This window comes from Streptomyces sp. NPDC059010 (assembly GCF_042740355.1).
Taxonomy (GTDB): domain Bacteria; phylum Actinomycetota; class Actinomycetes; order Streptomycetales; family Streptomycetaceae; genus Streptomyces.
Genome location: NZ_JBHYJA010000002.1, coordinates 232,931 through 249,329, shown reverse-complemented (window position 1 = coordinate 249,329; position 16,399 = coordinate 232,931). Strand labels below are relative to the sequence as shown.

The 16,399-nt window shown below is 71.3% G+C and carries 14 protein-coding genes and 1 pseudogene; 9 read left to right on the top strand and 6 right to left on the bottom strand.

Annotation, left to right across the window (positions count from 1 at the left end; genetic code table 11):
• Positions 1–15: 15 nt before the first annotated feature.
• Positions 16–1,509 (bottom strand): ABC transporter substrate-binding protein, encoded by a 1,494-nt coding sequence (locus ACFWYS_RS03280; protein ID WP_384762603.1) that lies wholly within the window; start codon positions 1,507–1,509, stop codon positions 16–18.
• Between the two features lie 135 nt (positions 1,510–1,644).
• Between ACFWYS_RS03280 and ACFWYS_RS03275 the strand changes: the two genes are divergently transcribed.
• Positions 1,645–3,186 (top strand): FAD-dependent monooxygenase, encoded by a 1,542-nt coding sequence (locus ACFWYS_RS03275; RefSeq protein ID WP_384762601.1) that lies wholly within the window; start codon positions 1,645–1,647, stop codon positions 3,184–3,186.
• A gap of 18 nt (positions 3,187–3,204) precedes the next feature.
• On the opposite strand, the gene ACFWYS_RS03270 is transcribed toward ACFWYS_RS03275, so the two are convergent.
• Positions 3,205–4,404 carry a PucR family transcriptional regulator gene (locus ACFWYS_RS03270; protein WP_384762599.1) on the bottom strand — a complete coding sequence of 400 codons (1,200 nt, stop codon included), beginning with the start codon at positions 4,402–4,404 and terminating at the stop codon, positions 3,205–3,207.
• 181 nt (positions 4,405–4,585) lie between these two features.
• Between ACFWYS_RS03270 and ACFWYS_RS03265 the strand changes: the two genes are divergently transcribed.
• From ACFWYS_RS03265 to ACFWYS_RS03255, 3 genes and pseudogenes are all read left to right on the top strand, one after another.
• A complete protein-coding gene (locus ACFWYS_RS03265; RefSeq protein WP_384762598.1) occupies positions 4,586–5,512 on the top strand; it encodes a proline dehydrogenase family protein in 927 nt (308 codons plus the stop codon).
• Between the two features lie 39 nt (positions 5,513–5,551).
• Positions 5,552–7,183 (top strand): L-glutamate gamma-semialdehyde dehydrogenase, encoded by a 1,632-nt coding sequence (gene pruA, locus ACFWYS_RS03260; protein ID WP_384762596.1) that lies wholly within the window; start codon positions 5,552–5,554, stop codon positions 7,181–7,183.
• A 69-nt stretch (positions 7,184–7,252) separates the two neighbouring features.
• Positions 7,253–7,498 (top strand): annotated as a pseudogene (locus ACFWYS_RS03255) (alpha/beta fold hydrolase); the annotation flags it as partial.
• Between the two features lie 44 nt (positions 7,499–7,542).
• Here ACFWYS_RS03255 and ACFWYS_RS03250 read toward each other — a convergent pair.
• Complete coding sequence (locus ACFWYS_RS03250) at positions 7,543–7,749, bottom strand: DUF5988 family protein (protein ID WP_384762594.1); 207 nt, start codon at positions 7,747–7,749, stop codon at positions 7,543–7,545.
• Between the two features lie 161 nt (positions 7,750–7,910).
• Here ACFWYS_RS03250 and ACFWYS_RS03245 point away from each other — a divergent pair, with 161 nt between their 5' ends.
• Positions 7,911–8,468 carry a GNAT family N-acetyltransferase gene (locus tag ACFWYS_RS03245; protein ID WP_384762592.1) on the top strand — a complete coding sequence of 186 codons (558 nt, stop codon included), beginning with the start codon at positions 7,911–7,913 and terminating at the stop codon, positions 8,466–8,468.
• 260 nt (positions 8,469–8,728) lie between these two features.
• Complete coding sequence (locus ACFWYS_RS03240; RefSeq protein WP_384762590.1) at positions 8,729–8,869, top strand: hypothetical protein; 141 nt, start codon at positions 8,729–8,731, stop codon at positions 8,867–8,869.
• A gap of 57 nt (positions 8,870–8,926) precedes the next feature.
• On the opposite strand, the gene ACFWYS_RS03235 is transcribed toward ACFWYS_RS03240, so the two are convergent.
• Positions 8,927–10,495, bottom strand: a complete 1,569-nt coding sequence (locus ACFWYS_RS03235; RefSeq protein ID WP_384762588.1) for a purple acid phosphatase family protein — start codon at positions 10,493–10,495, stop codon at positions 8,927–8,929.
• 142 nt (positions 10,496–10,637) lie between these two features.
• Between ACFWYS_RS03235 and ACFWYS_RS03230 the strand changes: the two genes are divergently transcribed.
• On the top strand, positions 10,638–11,681 hold the full coding sequence (locus ACFWYS_RS03230) for a 3-isopropylmalate dehydrogenase (RefSeq protein WP_384762586.1): 1,044 nt from the start codon (positions 10,638–10,640) through the stop codon (positions 11,679–11,681).
• 306 nt (positions 11,682–11,987) lie between these two features.
• Positions 11,988–13,076 carry a branched-chain amino acid aminotransferase gene (locus ACFWYS_RS03225; RefSeq protein WP_384762585.1) on the top strand — a complete coding sequence of 363 codons (1,089 nt, stop codon included), beginning with the start codon at positions 11,988–11,990 and terminating at the stop codon, positions 13,074–13,076.
• 25 nt (positions 13,077–13,101) lie between these two features.
• Here ACFWYS_RS03225 and ACFWYS_RS03220 read toward each other — a convergent pair whose 3' ends face one another.
• Positions 13,102–14,277: a serine hydrolase domain-containing protein gene (locus ACFWYS_RS03220; protein WP_384762583.1), complete on the bottom strand. Its 1,176-nt coding sequence runs from the start codon at positions 14,275–14,277 to the stop codon at positions 13,102–13,104.
• Positions 14,278–14,355: 78 nt separating this feature from the next.
• On the opposite strand from ACFWYS_RS03220, the gene ACFWYS_RS03215 reads away from it, so the two are divergent.
• Entirely contained in the window at positions 14,356–14,952 is a 597-nt protein-coding gene (locus ACFWYS_RS03215; RefSeq protein ID WP_384762581.1) for a hypothetical protein, read from the top strand.
• Here the strand turns inward: ACFWYS_RS03215 and ACFWYS_RS03210 are convergent.
• Entirely contained in the window at positions 14,928–16,379 is a 1,452-nt protein-coding gene (locus ACFWYS_RS03210; protein ID WP_384762579.1) for a cytosine permease, read from the bottom strand. The two genes, ACFWYS_RS03215 and ACFWYS_RS03210, sit on opposite strands and share 25 nt — an antisense overlap.
• Positions 16,380–16,399: the final 20 nt, after the last annotated feature.

Sequence of the window (16,399 nt, the reverse complement as noted above, 5' to 3'; positions counted from 1 at the left end):
TCCTTGCCGCGAACCTCACTTGACGTACGTGCGCGCGGTGACGAGCTCACGCTCGCGCGGGTCGTGAGCGGCGTTCACGACCCCTTCGGCGTCGCCCTGGATCACCCGCTCGTGGAGCATCGGTACGGCCGCGTCCTTCGCGAGCACGGCGGCTTCGGCCTCGATGACCGCCTTGCGGCGGGCGTCCCCGACCTCGGTGTCGGCGGCCTTGCGCAGGGCCTTGTCGACGCCCTTGTCGGCGAACCGCGACAGGTTGAAGGTGCCGTCGGAGGCGAAGTCGCTGTAGAGGTACGCGGCCGGGTCACCGGAGTCGAGGACGGTGGCGCGGGAGAGGACGAACGCGTCGAACCTGCCGGCCAGGGCGTCGGCCTCGATGTTCGTGTACTCGCGGACGTCGAGCCTCACCTTGAACCCGGCCTTCTGGAGCTGCTGTTGCAGTGTGGCCGCCACCTCGGGCATCTCGGCGCGGTCGGTGTACGTCCCGATGGTGATCGCCGCGCCGCCCGGCCTCCCCGCCCCGGCGTCCCGGGCGACCGGCTCGCGCAGCTCGGCCGCCCACGGCAGGGCCGGTCCGAGCAGCCCCTCGGCGACATCGGCGCGACCCTCGTACACGCCCTTCACGATGGCCTCGGCGTCGATGGCCTCACGGGCCGCCGCCCGCAGCGAGGCGTCCTTGAAGGCGCCCCTGGCGGTGTTCAGGTAGAGGGTGTTGGTGCGCGGCATCGGGACCTCGGTGATCAGGTCCTGGTCGAGCACCGCGGCCTGCGAGACCGGGATCGCCTCCACGATGTCGGCCTCGCCGCTGCGCAGCGCCGCCGCGCGGGCGGTGCCGTCGGGGACGAACGTCACGTCGATTCCCGCGGCCTCGGCCCTGCCGCCCCAGTAGGCGTCGTAGCGGTCGAGGGTGGCGGAGGCCGTGCCGTCCGCCTTGACCAGCTCGAAGGGGCCGGTGCCGGCGCCGACGGGGTTCACCGTCTTTCCCCGGTACGCCTTCGCCGCCAGGATCGACAGCTGCGGTGAGCTGAGCCGCTGCGGGACCAGGGGGTCCTCGTTGGCGGTCGTGACGGTGACCCTGTCCCCGGCGGCCTTCGCGGTCAGCTCGACGCCGTCGAGGATGCGGGGCTTGGGGGACGCCGTGGCCGCCTTGGTGAGGGAGCGTACGACGGCGTCGGCGTCCAGCTTCGTGCCGTCGTGGAAGGTGACGCCGTCGCGTATCTCGAAGCTCCAAGTGCGGCCGGACTGCTGCCACTCGGTGGCGAGGGCGGGCCGGGCGTCACCGTCGGCGTCGAGCTTCACCAGGGTCTCGGCCGTCGACCAGCGGGACAGCTTGAACGCGTCGTCCGAGAGCGGGGACAGCCCGGAGCGCGGGGGCTGCATCATCGCGACTCGGATGCGCTTGCCGTCCGCCGGGTCTCCGGCGGACTCCGCCCCGGCGAAGCAGCCGGTGAGCAGTGCGGAGGCCGCGGTGACGGCGGTGACGGGGAACAGACGGCGGGCGGGCAGGCGCACGGGACCCTCCGGGTGAAAGGGCGGGTAAAGGGGCAGTCAAGAGAGCGGTTGCTGTGACCGTAGCATGATGACAATCATTTCCAGTAGCTGGGGTTCGCCATGACGAGACGGGGCGGGGTGCGGATGATGGATTCCATGCATCCCGAGGTGGAGGTCCTGATCGTCGGTGGCGGGCCCGTCGGGCTCACCGCGCGGGCCCTGCTCGAACGCTGGGGCGTACGTGTGCTGCTGGTCGAGAAACACCGGGAGCTGTCGCCCTTTCCGCGGTCCCGGCTGGTCAACGTGCGCTCGATGGAGATCTTCCGGCAGCTCGGCATCGCCGAGCGGATCAGGGCCGCCGCGTTCCCGGCGGAGTACGGCCGGATCCGCTTCCGCGACACGCTGCACGCCCCCGACTTCGCGTCGGCCGCGATGATCGGCGTGAACGGGCCGGTGCCGGAGAGCCCCGAGTTCGGGGTGGTCACCTCGCAGGACCGTCTGGAGCCCACGCTGCTCGGCGCGGCGGCCTCGCAGGTGCGGTTCGGGGTCGAACTCGTCGATGTGGCCGAGGAGGACGAGGGCGTCGTGGCCCGGCTCGTCGACCGCGCAAGCGGTGCCGAGACGCCCGTCCGCGCCCGTTACGTGCTCGCCGCCGACGGCGCGAACTCCACCGTCCGGGCGCGGCTGGGCATCGGCACCACCGGCCCCGGTGCGGTCGGCCGCGTCACCACCGTCGTGTTCGACGCCGACCTCGACCACTGGTCCGCCCGGCAGCCCGCCGGGGTCTACCTCACCGCACAGGGCTCCTTCCTCCCGCTGTACCCCGAGGGCGGCTGGGCCTGGTTCACCCCCACACCCGAGGACACCGAGGGCGCCGACTGGTCCGGCCGCGTCTCGCGCTCCCTCGGCGCCGACGTGGCGGTCGACGTCCTGCGCGTCCAGCACTGGGTCGTGAACGCCTTCGTCGCGGATCGCTTCAGGCACGGCCGGATCCTGCTGGCCGGGGACGCCGCGCACGCGATCCCGCCCGCCGGGGGGCTGGGCATGAACGTCGGGGTCGCCGATGTGCACAACCTCTGCTGGAAACTGGCGGGCGTGCTGCGCGGGTGGGCCTGGCCGGGGCTGCTGGACAGCTACGAGACGGAACGGCGGCCGGTCGCCCACCGGACCCTGGGCCAGGCGGTGGAGAACTCCAAGATGATGTTCCAGGTGCAGGAGGTGCGCCGCGAACAGCTCCAGGCGGGCGGCTCCCACGGGGAACAGACGCCGGACCGTGTCGAACCGCCCTGGTCGGAGCAGTACTTCGCGCAACTCGGGCTCGTCCTCGGCGTCGCCTACCGCTCCGCGGCCGTACTGACCGGTGACGGCAGCCCACCGGAGACGGGCACGGCCTATGTCCCCACGGCCGAACCGGGCCACCGCGCGCCGCATCTCCGGCTCACGGACGGGCGCTGCACGCTCGACGCGTTCGGCGAGTGGTTCACCCTGCTGACCCTCGCCCCGTGGGAGCCGCCCGCCATCCTGCCCTGGCCGCTGCGCGTCGAGACCCTGCCCGCCGAGCAGGCCGGCCAGTGGGGTCCGGATCCGCTGGGCGCCCTGCTCGTCCGCCCCGACGGCCACATCGCCGCCCGCTGGAGCTACGGCCCACCGGACGGTGCCACGCTCCATGACGCCCTCACGGCGGTCACCACCGGCTGACCCGGCCGACCGGCACGCCTACAGCCGCGCCCCCTTCAGCGCCATGTGCAGCAGCAGCCGGTCCTCGCCGTCGTCCAGGTCCAGGCCCGTGAGCTGTTCGACGCGGGAGAGGCGGTAGTAGAGGGTCTGGCGGTGGATGCCCAGCTCGGCGGCGGTGCGGCCGGCCTGGCCCGCGCAGTCCAGGTAGACCTCGGCGGTGCGGGCGAGTTCGTGGTGGGCGGGGGAGAGGAGGGGGGTGACCGCGGGGTCGTGGACGGTGTCGGGGGAGAGGGCGGTCAGCAGACGGTACGGGCCGATGCGCGACCACTCGGCCACCGGGCCGAACCGCGGTTCCGCCAGGGCCGCGCGGGCCGCGGCCGACGCCTCCTGCCAGACGGTGCCCAGGTCGGCGAGCCCGGCGCGGGGTTCACCGAGACCGGCCGCCATCCGCGCCGGGCCCTGCGCGGAAGGACGTGGGGGCGCCGGGCTCTCCTTCAGCAGCCGGGACGCCGCGGCCAGCGCCGCCGTGCGCACCTCGGGCGAGCGCAGCCGGACCAGCACCGCGAGGCTCTGCCCCGTCGTCCCCCACGGGACCGTGCACAGCGCGGTGGCGTGCGGCACCGTCCGCACCGACGGGGCGTCGTCGGGGTCGGCCGAGGGCCAGGGGGTCACGCAGGCCACCGTATGGACGCCGTCGGCGCGTGCGCCCAGGGCCGTGCGCAGCTCGGCGACCGCCATGTCGCCCTGCCAGCCGCGCTCGGCGGTCAACACCGCCCGCAGCTCCCGGCTGAGGTCCGCACCGTGCTGCGCCTCGTCCGCGAGCAGCGCGCCGATCCGCGCGGTCACCTCCATCGCGGCCGAAAGCTGCCGGTCCGTGGGGCCCGGATCGTCGTCGAGGAGCCAGACGTAGCCCAGCACGACACTCCTGTGGCGTACCGGCAGACAAATACGTCCGCGGTACACCCCCGCCTCCGGCGTCCGCGGGATCCGCACCGGTCCGCTCGCGCGGGTGATGCCGAAGCCCTCGAACCAGGTCCGTACGGCCGATGTCGAGCGGCGGGTCAGGATCGAGCGGGTGCGGACGGGGTCCAGGGCCGAGGCGTCGAGCTCGTCCTCGCTGTCGTAGGCACCGAAGGCGATCAGCTCGAAGTCCCGGTTCTCCAGCGTCGCGGGGGCGCCGAGGAGCTCCGAGATCTCATCGACCAGCTCCTGGTAGTCACCCTTGAATTCGGACGTCACACGGGCATTCTCCCGCATATCCCGAGGGGCTTCATACATCTGTCTGAGATCTGCGGCACGGATGCGTGACAGCTGTCGATGGCCGACGATCGGAGGGATCCTTAGGTTTCACGGTGGTTCTCCGTGCCGTACCCGAATGGTTGGGATTCGGCCGCCTTTCGCTGTTCTGTGGAGGTGCCCCGTGCTGGGTCCCGTGATTCTCGCCGCGTCGCGCAGCGACCGGATGCGACGCCTGATCTCGGCGGCGCCGGTGACCAAGCAGGTCGTCGACCGCTTCATCCCGGGCGAGACGGTCGACGAGATCGTGCCGATCATCAAGGACCTCAGCGACCGGGGTCTGGAACTGACGATGGACGTCGTCGGCGAGGACATCACCCGCCCGGACCAGGCCGCGGCCGCCCGGGACGCCTATCTGGCGCTCATCGACCGGCTCAAGGAACTGGAGCTGGGCGAGCGGGCCGAGATGTCCGTGAAGCTGTCCATGTTCGGGCAGGCACTGGAGGGCGGCCACGAGCTCGCCCTCGCCAACGTCCGGCCGGTCGTCGAGGCCGCCGCCGCGATCGGCACCACCGTGACGCTCGACGCCGAGGACCACACCACCCTCGACTCGATGTTCGCCATCCACGAGGAGCTGCGCCGGGACTTCCCGCAGACCGGCTGCGTCATCCAGGCCTACCTCTTCCGCACCGAGGCCGACGCCCGCCGCCTCGCCGCCGCCGGCAGCCGGGTGCGACTGGTCAAGGGGGCCTACAAGGAGCCCGCCGAGGTTGCCTACCAGCAGAAACACGAGATCGACAAGGCGTACGTCCGCATCCTGAAGGTTCTGATGGAGGGCGCCGGGTACCCGATGATCGGGTCCCACGACCCGCGCCTGATCTCCATCTCCCAGGAACTCGCCCGGCGCGCCGGGCGCAAGCTCGACGAGTACGAGTTCCAGATGCTGTACGGGATCAGGAGCGACGAACACCTGCGACTGGCCGCCGAGGGCCACCGCATGCGCGTCTACACCGCCTACGGCACCGACTGGTACGGCTACTTCATGCGGCGGCTCGCGGAGAAGCCGGCCAACCTGCGTTTCTTCGCCCGCTCGATCGTCAGCAAAGGCTGAGCCCGAACACCCGCTCAAGTTCAAGGAGTTACGGATCTCATGGACGCTGTGACCCAGGTCCCCACCCCCGTCAACGAGCCGGTGCACGGCTACGCCCCCGGCTCGCCCGAGCGGGCCCGGCTGGAGGCCAAGCTCAAGGAGCTCGCCGAGAACCCGATCGACCTGCCCTGCACCATCGGCGGCGAGAAGCGGATGGGCGGCGGTGAGCCGTTCGACGTCGTGCAGCCGCACAACCACAAGGCCCGCCTCGGCACCTACGGCAACGCCACCCAGCAGGACGCCCAGGACGCCATCGACGCGGCCCTCGCCGCCGCGCCGGCCTGGCGTGCGATGTCCTTCGACGACCGCGCGGCGATCATCCTGCGCGCCGCCGAGCTGCTGTCCGGCCCGTGGCGCGAGACGCTGGCCGCCTCCACCATGCTGGGCCAGTCCAAGACCGCCCAGCAGGCCGAGATCGACACGCCCTGCGAGCTGATCGACTTCTGGCGCTTCAACGTCAAGTACGCCCGTGACCTGCTCGCCGAGCAGCCGGTCGCCAACTCCCCGGGTGTCTGGAACCGTCTCGACCACCGCCCGCTGGAGGGCTTCGTCTACGCGATCACGCCGTTCAACTTCACGGCGATCGCGGGCAACCTGCCCACCGCGCCCGCGCTGATGGGCAACGTCGTCGTCTGGAAGCCGTCCCCGACCCAGACCCACGCGGCCGTACTGCTGATGCAGCTCCTTGAGGAGGCCGGTCTGCCCAAGGGCGTCATCAACCTCGTCACCGGTGACGGCATCGAGGTCTCCAAGGTGGCGCTTGAGCACCGCGACCTCGCCGGTATCCACTTCACCGGCTCGACCAAGACCTTCCAGTACCTGTGGAAGACGGTCGGCAACAACATCGAGAAGTACCGCTCCTACCCGCGCATCGTCGGCGAGACCGGCGGCAAGGACTTCGTCGTCGCCCACCCGAGCGCCGACAAGGCGATCCTGAAGACGGCGCTGACCCGCGGTGCCTTCGAGTTCCAGGGCCAGAAGTGCTCGGCGACCTCGCGGGCGTACATCCCGGCGTCGATCTGGAACTCCGGCTTCAAGGAGGAGTTCGCGGCCGAGGTCGACTACATCACCATGGGCGATGTGACGGACCTGTCCAACTTCGTCGGCGCCGTCATCGACGAGCGGGCTTTCGCCAAGAACAAGGCCGCGATCGACCGCGCCAAGTCCGACCCGTCCTGCACGATCGTCGCGGGCGGCTCCTACGACGACTCGGTCGGCTACTTCGTCCGCCCGACCGTCGTCGAGTGCTCCGACCCGGAGAACGAGGTCTTCACCACCGAGTACTTCGGCCCGTTCCTCGCCGTGCACGTCTACGAGGACGACAAGTACGACGAGATGCTGGAGCAGATGGAGTCGGTCTCCGCGTACGCCCTGACCGGCTCGGTCATCGCGGGCGACCGCGCGGCCGCGGCGCACACCATGGACAAGCTGCGCTACGCCGCCGGCAACTTCTACATCAACGACAAGTCGACCGGCGCCGTCGTCGGCCAGCAGCCCTTCGGCGGCGGCCGCGCCTCCGGCACCAACGACAAGGCCGGCGCCCCGCAGAACCTGATGCGCTGGACCCTGACCCGCGCCATCAAGGAGACGCTGGTCCCGCCGACCGACTACACCTACCCGCACATGGGCTGACACCCCAACTCAGCGCGAAGGGCCGGGCCTTGACGGACCCGGCCCTTCGCCGCGCGGGGAGAATACGGCCGCTGGGACCAGCGCGGATGCGGACGCTCCGAGCGGTGCGCCGGCCCCTGGACCACCGACCGGTTCGTGGCCGATCTGGACGCCGTACGACGGGACTTCGGGCTGGAGCGGACGGTGCTGCTCGGCCATTCCTGGGGCGCACAGCTCGCGCTCGCCCACGCACTGGCCCACCCGGACCGGGTGAGCGCGCTGGTGTACGTGTCCGGAACGGGCATCGGCCCGGATGCCGACTGGCGCCCGGCCTACGAGGACAGCCGTGGTGCTCCGTGGCGTGGGGCGGGCCGGGGCGGCTAGCCCGGCATCTCCGTGCGCTCCCACCACTCGTACACGGGGAGGCTGCCCTCGGGTGTGTTCGCCCGGCGGGAGGTCGGACGGAAGTGCTCGTAGCCGTTTCGGAGCTCGATCTTCACGTCCGGGCCGGGGGAGGGGGTGGGGACGATCCGGTCGGACAGGTCGTCCGGGCCGCCCTCAAGGAACACCTTCGCCGTGTCGTTCATGACCTCACCGTTCCCCTCGTCGTGACCGTATGTCCCGTGCCGCGCGGAGGATCAGCCGAGTGGGCGATCCACGGCCCGGGCCGCCCGGGCGGCGTGGGTCCATCGTGACCCCGGTGGCCGGTCCTCGACACCCGTCCGGCGCGGGCGCCGATACTGGGCCGATGACCACCACCGCATCCCCCTACACCGTGCGCACCGCCCATACCGCCGACCTCACCCCCACCGAACTGCACGCGATCCGCGCCCTGTTGGACGAGTCGTTCGACGGCGACTTCTCCGACGAGGACTTCGAGCACGGGCTCGGCGGGATGCACGCCCTGGTGCAGGACGACGCCGGGCGGTTCGTCGCGCACGGGGCCGTGATCATGCGGCGGGTGCGGCACCGGGAGCGGTGGCTGCGGGCCGGGTACGTCGAGGCGGTCGGCGTACTGCCGGATGTGCGTCGTACCGGGCTGGGCGGGCGGGTGATGGCGGAGCTGGAGCGGGTGATCGACCGGGCCTATGACGCGGGGATGCTGTCCGCGAGTGACGAGGGGGCCGCGCTGTATGCCGCCCGGGGCTGGCAGGTGTGGGGCGGACGGGTCTGCGCGCTGGGGCCCGAGGGCGTCGTGCGGCTGGCGGAGGAAGAGGGGAGCACCTGGGTGAGGGCTGCCCTCACCCCGTCCCTCGACCCGGCCTTCGAGCTCGTCTTCGACTGGCGGGACGGGGATGTGCTCTGACAGGGGTTACATCGAAAAGCGCAGGTCAGCGCAGTGTGACCTAGTCCACCGTCTCAGATAGTAGGAAGTCCGAGTAATTGTGGAGACAGATGCGCCGTCCTCCCTTAGCTTTGTAGAAGCCGAACGTCTCGCTCGATCAAGCGAATGGCGGTCGTGAGCCGGGCCCCGTGCAGGCAACCCCTGCGGCACCGCTCCCCGCCCCACCCGGCGTCTCGTAACCCCCCTGTTGCACTCCAGGATGTCGAAGGAGTCGATTTCCCATGGCCGAGACGACCGCCCGCCGTCGAGTCCGTCACCTCTCCCGTACGAGCGAGTCCGACCGCAAGAACGCCGCCGCCGCCCTCCAGCGCGCCCTCGACCGCAGGGACAACGGCGGCAGCACCGGCCACCAGGCCGCCTGACACCGCTGCCGCCCGCACCAGCCGGGAGCCGCCCCGATCGAGGTGCGGCGCGTGGTCTCAGGCTCCGCGCCGCACCTCGAAGTGGTCGATGCGCTCGCCGTTCTGCGCCAGTGCCGACACCTTCAGCCGGGGCTTCGCGCCGCCCTCCGCCGTCACGCTGAGGAACGAGAAGCCCCGAAAACGCACCCGCGACCACTCCACGCGCTCCGCCTTGGTGTTGCGCGACTTGGTCCACTTGAAGGTGTCGATCGACTCCCGCTCGGTGACATGCCCCTCGTAGCTCTCCTCGACGCCCGAGGGGAAGCCGTACAGCTCCTTGCCGCCCCCGCCGGCCGTGACGTACACGATGCCGTCCCGCGTCGGGTCCGTCGAGGCGCCGATGGGCACCTGCCGGCCGACCTCGCCGTTCTTGATGGCGTCCGTCCGCTCGTATACGTGGTTGTGCCCGTTGATCACCAGGTCCACCTGGTGCCGGGCGAACAGCGGCACCCACTCGGCCCGCACACCCCCGTCGGACGCGTGCGAGGACGTCGAGTACGCGCAGTGGTGGAAGAAGACGACGATGAAGTCGACCCCCTTCGCCGCCCGCAGTTCACCGAGCCGCTCGTCCAGCCACTTGGTCTGACGGCCGTCCGTGTGCCCCTGGTTGGCGGGAATCTCGTACGACACGTCGTTCGCGTCCAGCGCCACGAAGCCGACGTTGCCGTAGGTGAAGGAGTACACGCCCGGGGCCGTACGGGCATCGAAGCCGCTGTCCGGCAGGGACCAGCGGGCCAGCTGGCCGCCGTAGCCGTCCGGCGAGTACCAGGCCTCCATGTCGTGGTTGCCGGTCGTCACCATCCACGGCACCGACCTGGCCACCGACTCGGTCTGCTTGAGGTAACCGTCCCAGAAGCCTGGGTCGTAGCCGTCCGACTTCTCGCCCGCCCCCCTGACGTTGGCGTAGCAGATGTCGCCTGCGTGGAGGTGGAAGGCCGGGTTCTGGCCCAGCAGGAGTTTGTCGTTGGTGGCGGCCGCCTCGCTGACGCCCTGGTCGCCGAAGGCCGTGAAGGTGAAGGCCTCCGGGCTCGCGGGAGCCGTGTGGAAGGAGGCGATCGTGGCGCGGTTCTCCGGGGCCGCCGGGTCGAAGCCGTCATGACCCGCGCCGTAGTAGTACGTCGTGCCGGGGCGCAGCGAGTCCAGTGCCGCGTGGACGTAGTACTGCTCCAGCGCCGGGCGGATGCCCTGCAGCCCGGGGGTGTGCAGATCGCGGATCTCGGCGTCGATCCTGCGGCTCAGCTCGTCGGGGCGCAGACCGATCCGGACGTACGGCTTCTTCACCGCGGCCGGTACCTGCCAGGAGATCCGCATCTGCGACTTCGGATCGGCGCCGAAGGCGAGATGGCGGCCGAAGGGGGCGACGGCCGAGCCCGGCACCTTGGTGGAGACGGACGGGGAGGGTCGCGGGCCGGCCGTGCCCGCGGGCTTCTCCGGCCCCGAGCAGCCCGTCAGCAGCCCGCCCGCGACCGCGCCCGCGGTCACCAGCGTGCGGCGGCGGGTCAGCTTGGTGCGCAGGTACTCGTGCTGCTCCGCCATGCTCATGCGGCGGGCAAGCTGCGGAGGGATGCCGAAGTCGGGGAGGTCCATGGTGGGAAAGTTCCCAGCGGTGGCCAACACCCGCCCTGCATACGGGTGAACGCCGGTTGAAGCGCAGAAGCCTTCCCCTGTCCGGGTGTCCGGATCGCGGACACCGCATGTCATTCAATGGGACGGGGAGTAGGGTGCCGACATGTCTCGCAGCCTCAATCTCGCAGTGATTCCCGGTGACGGCATCGGCCAGGAGGTCGTGGCCGAAGGTCTGAAGGTCCTCTCCGCCGTCCTTCCGCAGGATGTGAAGCTGGAGACCAAGGAGTACGACTTCGGCGCCCGGCGCTACCACGCCACCGGTGAGACCCTCACCGACGCCGACGTCGACGCGCTGAAGAAGCACGACGCGATCCTGCTCGGGGCCATCGGCGACCCGTCGGTGCCGTCCGGTGTCCTGGAGCGCGGCTTCCTGCTGAAGCTCCGCTTCCTCTTCGACCACCACGTCAACCTGCGTCCGTCGAAGCTGCTCCCGGGTGTCGCCACCCCGCTCGCCGGCCAGCCCGAGATCGACTTCATCGTCGTCCGCGAGGGCACCGAGGGCCCGTACACCGGCAACGGCGGCACCATCAGGAAGGGCACCGAGCACGAGGTCGCCACCGAGGTCTCCGTGAACACGGCCTTCGGTGTCGAGCGCGTCGTGCGGGACGCCTTCGCCCGTGCGCAGGCCCGCCCGCGCAAGAAGCTGGCGCTGATCCACAAGAACAACGTGCTGGCCTTCGCCGGTCACCTGTGGACCAACATCTTCAACAAGGTGGCCGAGGAGTTCCCCGACGTCACCACCGAGTACATGCACGTCGACGCCGCGACCATCTACCTGGTCACCCAGCCCGAGCGCTTCGACGTCATCGTCACCGACAACCTCTTCGGCGACATCATCACCGACCTCGCCGCGGCCGTCTCCGGCGGCATCGGTGTCGCCGCGAGCGGAAACATCAACCCGAGCGGTGACTTCCCGTCGATGTTCGAGCCGGTCCACGGTTCCGCGCCCGACATCGCCGGCCAGGGCAAGGCCGACCCCACCGCCACGGTCCTGTCCGTCGCCCTGCTCCTGCGCCACCTCGGCTACGACGCCGAGGCCGCCCGGATCGACGAGGCCGTCTCGGCCGACCTCGCGGAGCGCACCGGCAGGCCCGCCCGCAGCACGTCGGAGATCGGCGACGCGCTGGCCGTACGAGTAGCCGGCTGACCCTCCCCCAGTGCCTTGCGGGCCTGGGGGTGCCCCCCAGGCCCGCTCGAAATCTTTCGAAGCCGCCGGGTCACTCCGCACCCGGCGGCTTCCCCATGTCCGCCGCCGGGTGCCACCATCAACCCCTGGATCGCGATTCACGCCGGATCACGCCGATCACGCCGATTTCTTCCACGGCTCCCGCTTGCGATAATCGGACGCGGAGCCGCGGAACAAGGGAATGCTCGGACGTCCTAGCACTGGCCACTGGCAGTACTGGCGTGAGCGCGGCCCGCCACAATCAAAACCGGTGAAGGACATCTACTCATGACGACGCCCACGATCGAGCTCAAGCCCTCCGCCAGCCCGCTCTCCGCCGCCGAGCGCGAGGCGATACTGGCCAACCCGGGGTTCGGCCGCCACTTCACCGACCACATGGTGACGATCAAGTGGACCGAGGGCCGCGGCTGGCACGACGGCGAGCTCGTGCCGTACGCGCCGCTCTCCCTCGACCCGGCCACCATGGTCCTGCACTACGCGCAGGAGATCTTCGAGGGGCTGAAGGCCTACCGCCAGCCCGACGGGTCCGTCGCCTCCTTCCGTCCGGAGAAGAACGCCAGGCGCTTCCAGGCGTCGGCCCGCCGGCTCGGCATGCCGGAGCTGCCGGTCGAGACGTTCATCGAGGCGTGCGACGCGCTGGTCGCGCAGGACGCGGCGTGGGTGCCGGCGCACGGCGGCGAGGAGTCCCTCTACCTGCGTCCCTTCATGTTCGCCACCGAGGTCGGCCTGGGCGTGAAGCCCGCCAGTGAGTACCTGTTCATCGTCATCGCCTCCCCGGCCGGCGCCTACTTCCCGGGCGGCGTCAAGCCGGTCTCCATCTGGGTCTCCGAGGACCACGTCCGCGCCGTCCCCGGCGGCATGGGCGACGCCAAGACCGGCGGCAACTACGCCGCCTCCCTGCTGGCCCAGGCCGAGGCCGCCGCGAAGGGCTGCGCCCAGGTCTGCTACCTCGACGCGGTCGAGCGCAAGTGGGTCGAGGAGCTCGGCGGCATGAACCTGTACTTCGTGTACGGCGACAAGATCATCACGCCGTCCCTCACCGGCTCCATCCTGGAGGGCGTCACCCGTGACTCCCTCCTCTCGGTCGCCCGTGACCTCGGCTACGAGTCCGAGGAGGGCCGCGTCTCCGTCGACCAGTGGCAGCGCGACTCCGAGAACGGCACCCTCACCGAGGTCTTCGCCTGCGGTACGGCCGCGGTCATCACGCCGGTCGGCACGGTGAAGCGCACGGGCGCCGAGTGGCAGCAGAGCGGCGGGCAGCCCGGCGAGGTCACGCTGAAGCTGCGGCAGGCGCTGCTGGACATCCAGCGGGGGACGGCCGAGGACAAGCACGGCTGGATGCACAAGCTGGGCTGACCCCGGAGGCCGCGGGCCCAGGACGTCAAGGCGAAGCCGCTCCGGACAGCACCGTCCGGGGCGGCTTCGTCCGCTCGACGATGCCCAGGGTCAGCGACTGCGCCCGCTCCTCCAGGTTCCACTTCCCGTCCCGGTAGGCGTGGTTGCTCGCCCAGAAGACGAGGACGCCGTCGCCCAGGGAGCGGCCGAGGAGGGCCAGCGACCAGCCGTTGCCGCCGTCGTGCCAGGCCAGCCGGCCGTCCGGGGTCTCGCGGATGCTCCAGCCGTAGCCGTACCGGTTCTCGGAGTCCGGCTCCGCCACCCGCGGCTCGAACAGCTTGTCCCTGGCCCGCGCCGGCAGGATCTCCTCGCCGAGGAGGGCGCGGTGCCAGCGGAGCATGTCGCCCGCGGTGGAGAGCATGCCGCCGTTGCCGCGCAGGTTCCAGTACGGCCCGTCGGCGGCCCAGGGGTGGTCGAAGGGCCTGCCCTGGCTGCGGCCCAGGCGGTCGTACTCCACCGCGACCAGTTGCCGTGGCCAGCGGGGCAGCACATACCCGGTCCGGGTCATCCCGGCCGGCGCGAACAGATGCCGGGCCAGGAACGGCTCGTACGCCTGCCCGGACGCCTTCTCCACGATCGCGGCGAGCAGGCTGTACCCGGTGTTGGAGTAGTGGAACTCCGCCCCCGGCGCCGATCGCGGCCGCGATGTCAGCGCCCCGCGCACCAACTCGTCGCGCGAGAGCGGGTCGTAGTCGTCGCCGAGGGCCTCGACCAGGCCCGAGGTGTGGGTGAGCAGGTGCTCGACGGTGATGTCGCGCTTGTCGTCCGGCACCGGTCCGAGGTGGCGGCCGATGCGGTCGCTCACCCTGAGCCGGCCGAGCACCTCCAGTTTCAGGATCGCGGCCGCGGTGAACTGCTTGGTGACCGACATGACGTCGTACACCGTGCCGCAGCTCGCGCGGATGCCGGCGGCGCGGTCCGCCAGGCCGAACCCCTCGCAGTACACGAGTTCACCGCCGCGCGCGGCGAGCACCGTGCCGCCCGCCCCCTCGGGCCAGGTGCGGCGGACGAAGTCGGCGAGCCCGTCTCCGTCGCGAACCGGGTCGCGGACCGGGTCGCTGGGCGGCCGTGGTTCGGCGGGGGCGGCGCCGACGAGCAGTGACGCCAGGACGGCTGCGGCCGTACCGCCGAAGTGGCGGCGAGAGCAGCGGAACGTTCCCATGTGACCTCCAACGCCGGGAATCCGCACCGAGGTTGACCGCCGCTCTCGCCCTTCCTCAAGCTGTCAGGGTGTTCGAGCTTGTGCGAGCTCATGTACGTCCAGCTCACCAGGGGGACCACGATGACCACCGCACCGCCGTCACCACCCGGCGCCGGCACCGACCCCGCCGCCTTCGTCGCGGCACTGCGCCGCCTCAAGGCCTGGTCGGGCCTGAGCTACCGCACCCTGGAACGCCGCGCGGCCGACGCGGGCCACGTCCTGCCCTACTCCACGGCGGCGACCATGCTGGGCCGGGACCGGCTGCCCCGCGTCGAACTCGTCGCCGCGTTCGTGGCGGCCTGCGGGGTGCGCGGGGCGGAGGCCGAGGCGTGGGTGGACGCCCGCAGGTGCATCGCGGCGGCATCGATCGGGCCGATGGCGAGCGCGCCGGTGAAGAGCGTGCCAATGGCGAGCGTGCCAATGGAGACCAGGCCGATGGAGACCGCGCCGTCCGTACGGCAACCGCCGTCCCGTCGGCCCCGTCGGCCCCGTCGGTCCCGGCGGTGGGCCCTGGCCGGCGCCGCCGCCGCGCTCCTGACCGCCCTGCTCGGCGGCACCCCGGCGAGCGGTCTCCTCACCGAGGACGAGGACGTACGGCAGACACGGACCGCCTACGAGGTCACCGAGGCGCGCTGAGCCTCGGTTCCCTCGGTCGCCTCGGTGCCCACGGCGACCGGCGTACGGCCCGCCCGCCCGGTCAGCGCCAGATAGCCGAGCCCGCCCACCGCCCCCGACAGCAGGAAGCTGCAGTCCACTCCGCCGGTCAGTGACAGCAGCGGCCCCTCGTACGACGGCAGGGACACGGCCAGTACCCCCACCACCGCGCCCAGCGCCCAGGACACGGTCGCCGGGAGGTGCCAGCCGGCCCGGTACCAGTAGATCCCGCCCCGTGCCCGGCGGTTGAAGACCTGCAGCGCCTCCGCGTCGTACCTGCCACGGCAGCGTGCGAAGCCGATCAGGGTGATGACCGCCCAGGGGGTGCCGATGGCGGTCAGCAGGAGCACGAAGGACGTCATGGCGTTCTGGGCCGACGAGTAGGAGTGGCCGACGAACACGCACACCGTCGCGATCACCGCGACCGTGTAGGTGGCCGTCGCCCGGGACGCGCGCGGCAGGATCGCGTCCAGGTCGAGGCCCATGGAGTAGAGCATCAGACCCGCGTTGCCGACCGAGCCCGCGGAGGCGGCCAGCAGGAGCGGGACCAGGTACCAGGTCGGGGACGCGGAGACCAGCGGTCCGGCGTAGTCGAGGGCGGCCCGCGCCGCGTACGCCGTGAACGTGCCGAACAACTGCGGGACCAGCAGGCCCAGGACCAGGCCGAGCCAGGTCGCGTGCAGGACCCGGCGGGAGGAGTGGCGGGCCGGGGAGATGTAGCGGGTGTAGTCGCCGAGGAGGGTGATGAAGGCGATCGGGCCGGACAGACCCGCCGCCACCGCGGCCAGCAGCCACGTCGGCCAGAAGCCGCCCAGCAGATAGCCGCCCGCCTCGGGCAGCGCGTCAGTCGTGAAGTGCGGGGCGTAGGCGATCACGCCGAGGACCAGCAGGGCCGTCATACCGATCGCGAGGACACGGGACATGGCGAGCAGCACCCGGTAGCCGTACACCGCGCCCGCGACGGTCGCCGCGGCCAGCAGTCCGTAGACCACGCCGTACGACATGTCGTCGGCCGGCACGTCGAACAGGCGGCCCAGCACGCCCACCATCACATCGCCGCCGATCCACACCGTCAGCGCGGTGTAGCCCAGCGCCAGCAGCAGGCCGACGACCGAGCCGACCAGGCGGCCCCGGACACCGAACTGGGCGCCGGAGGACGTGGACAGGTTCGTCGCCGTGCGCAGGGAGATCAGGGCCAGCGGGGCGGTGAGGGCGGTGCCCACGACGGTGCCCACCACGATCGAGATCACCGAGGCCCACCAGCCCAGGCCGAAGGACGGGGGCAGCCAGCCGAAGACGATCACCCCCAGGCAGAGGTTCGACCCGAGCAGGATCGAGACGAGGTCCCGTGGGCCGCTCGTCCGCTCCCCCTCGGGGATGGTGTCGACTCCGCGCTGTTCCCTTGGCATGAGCGTCTCCCTCGGTTTGA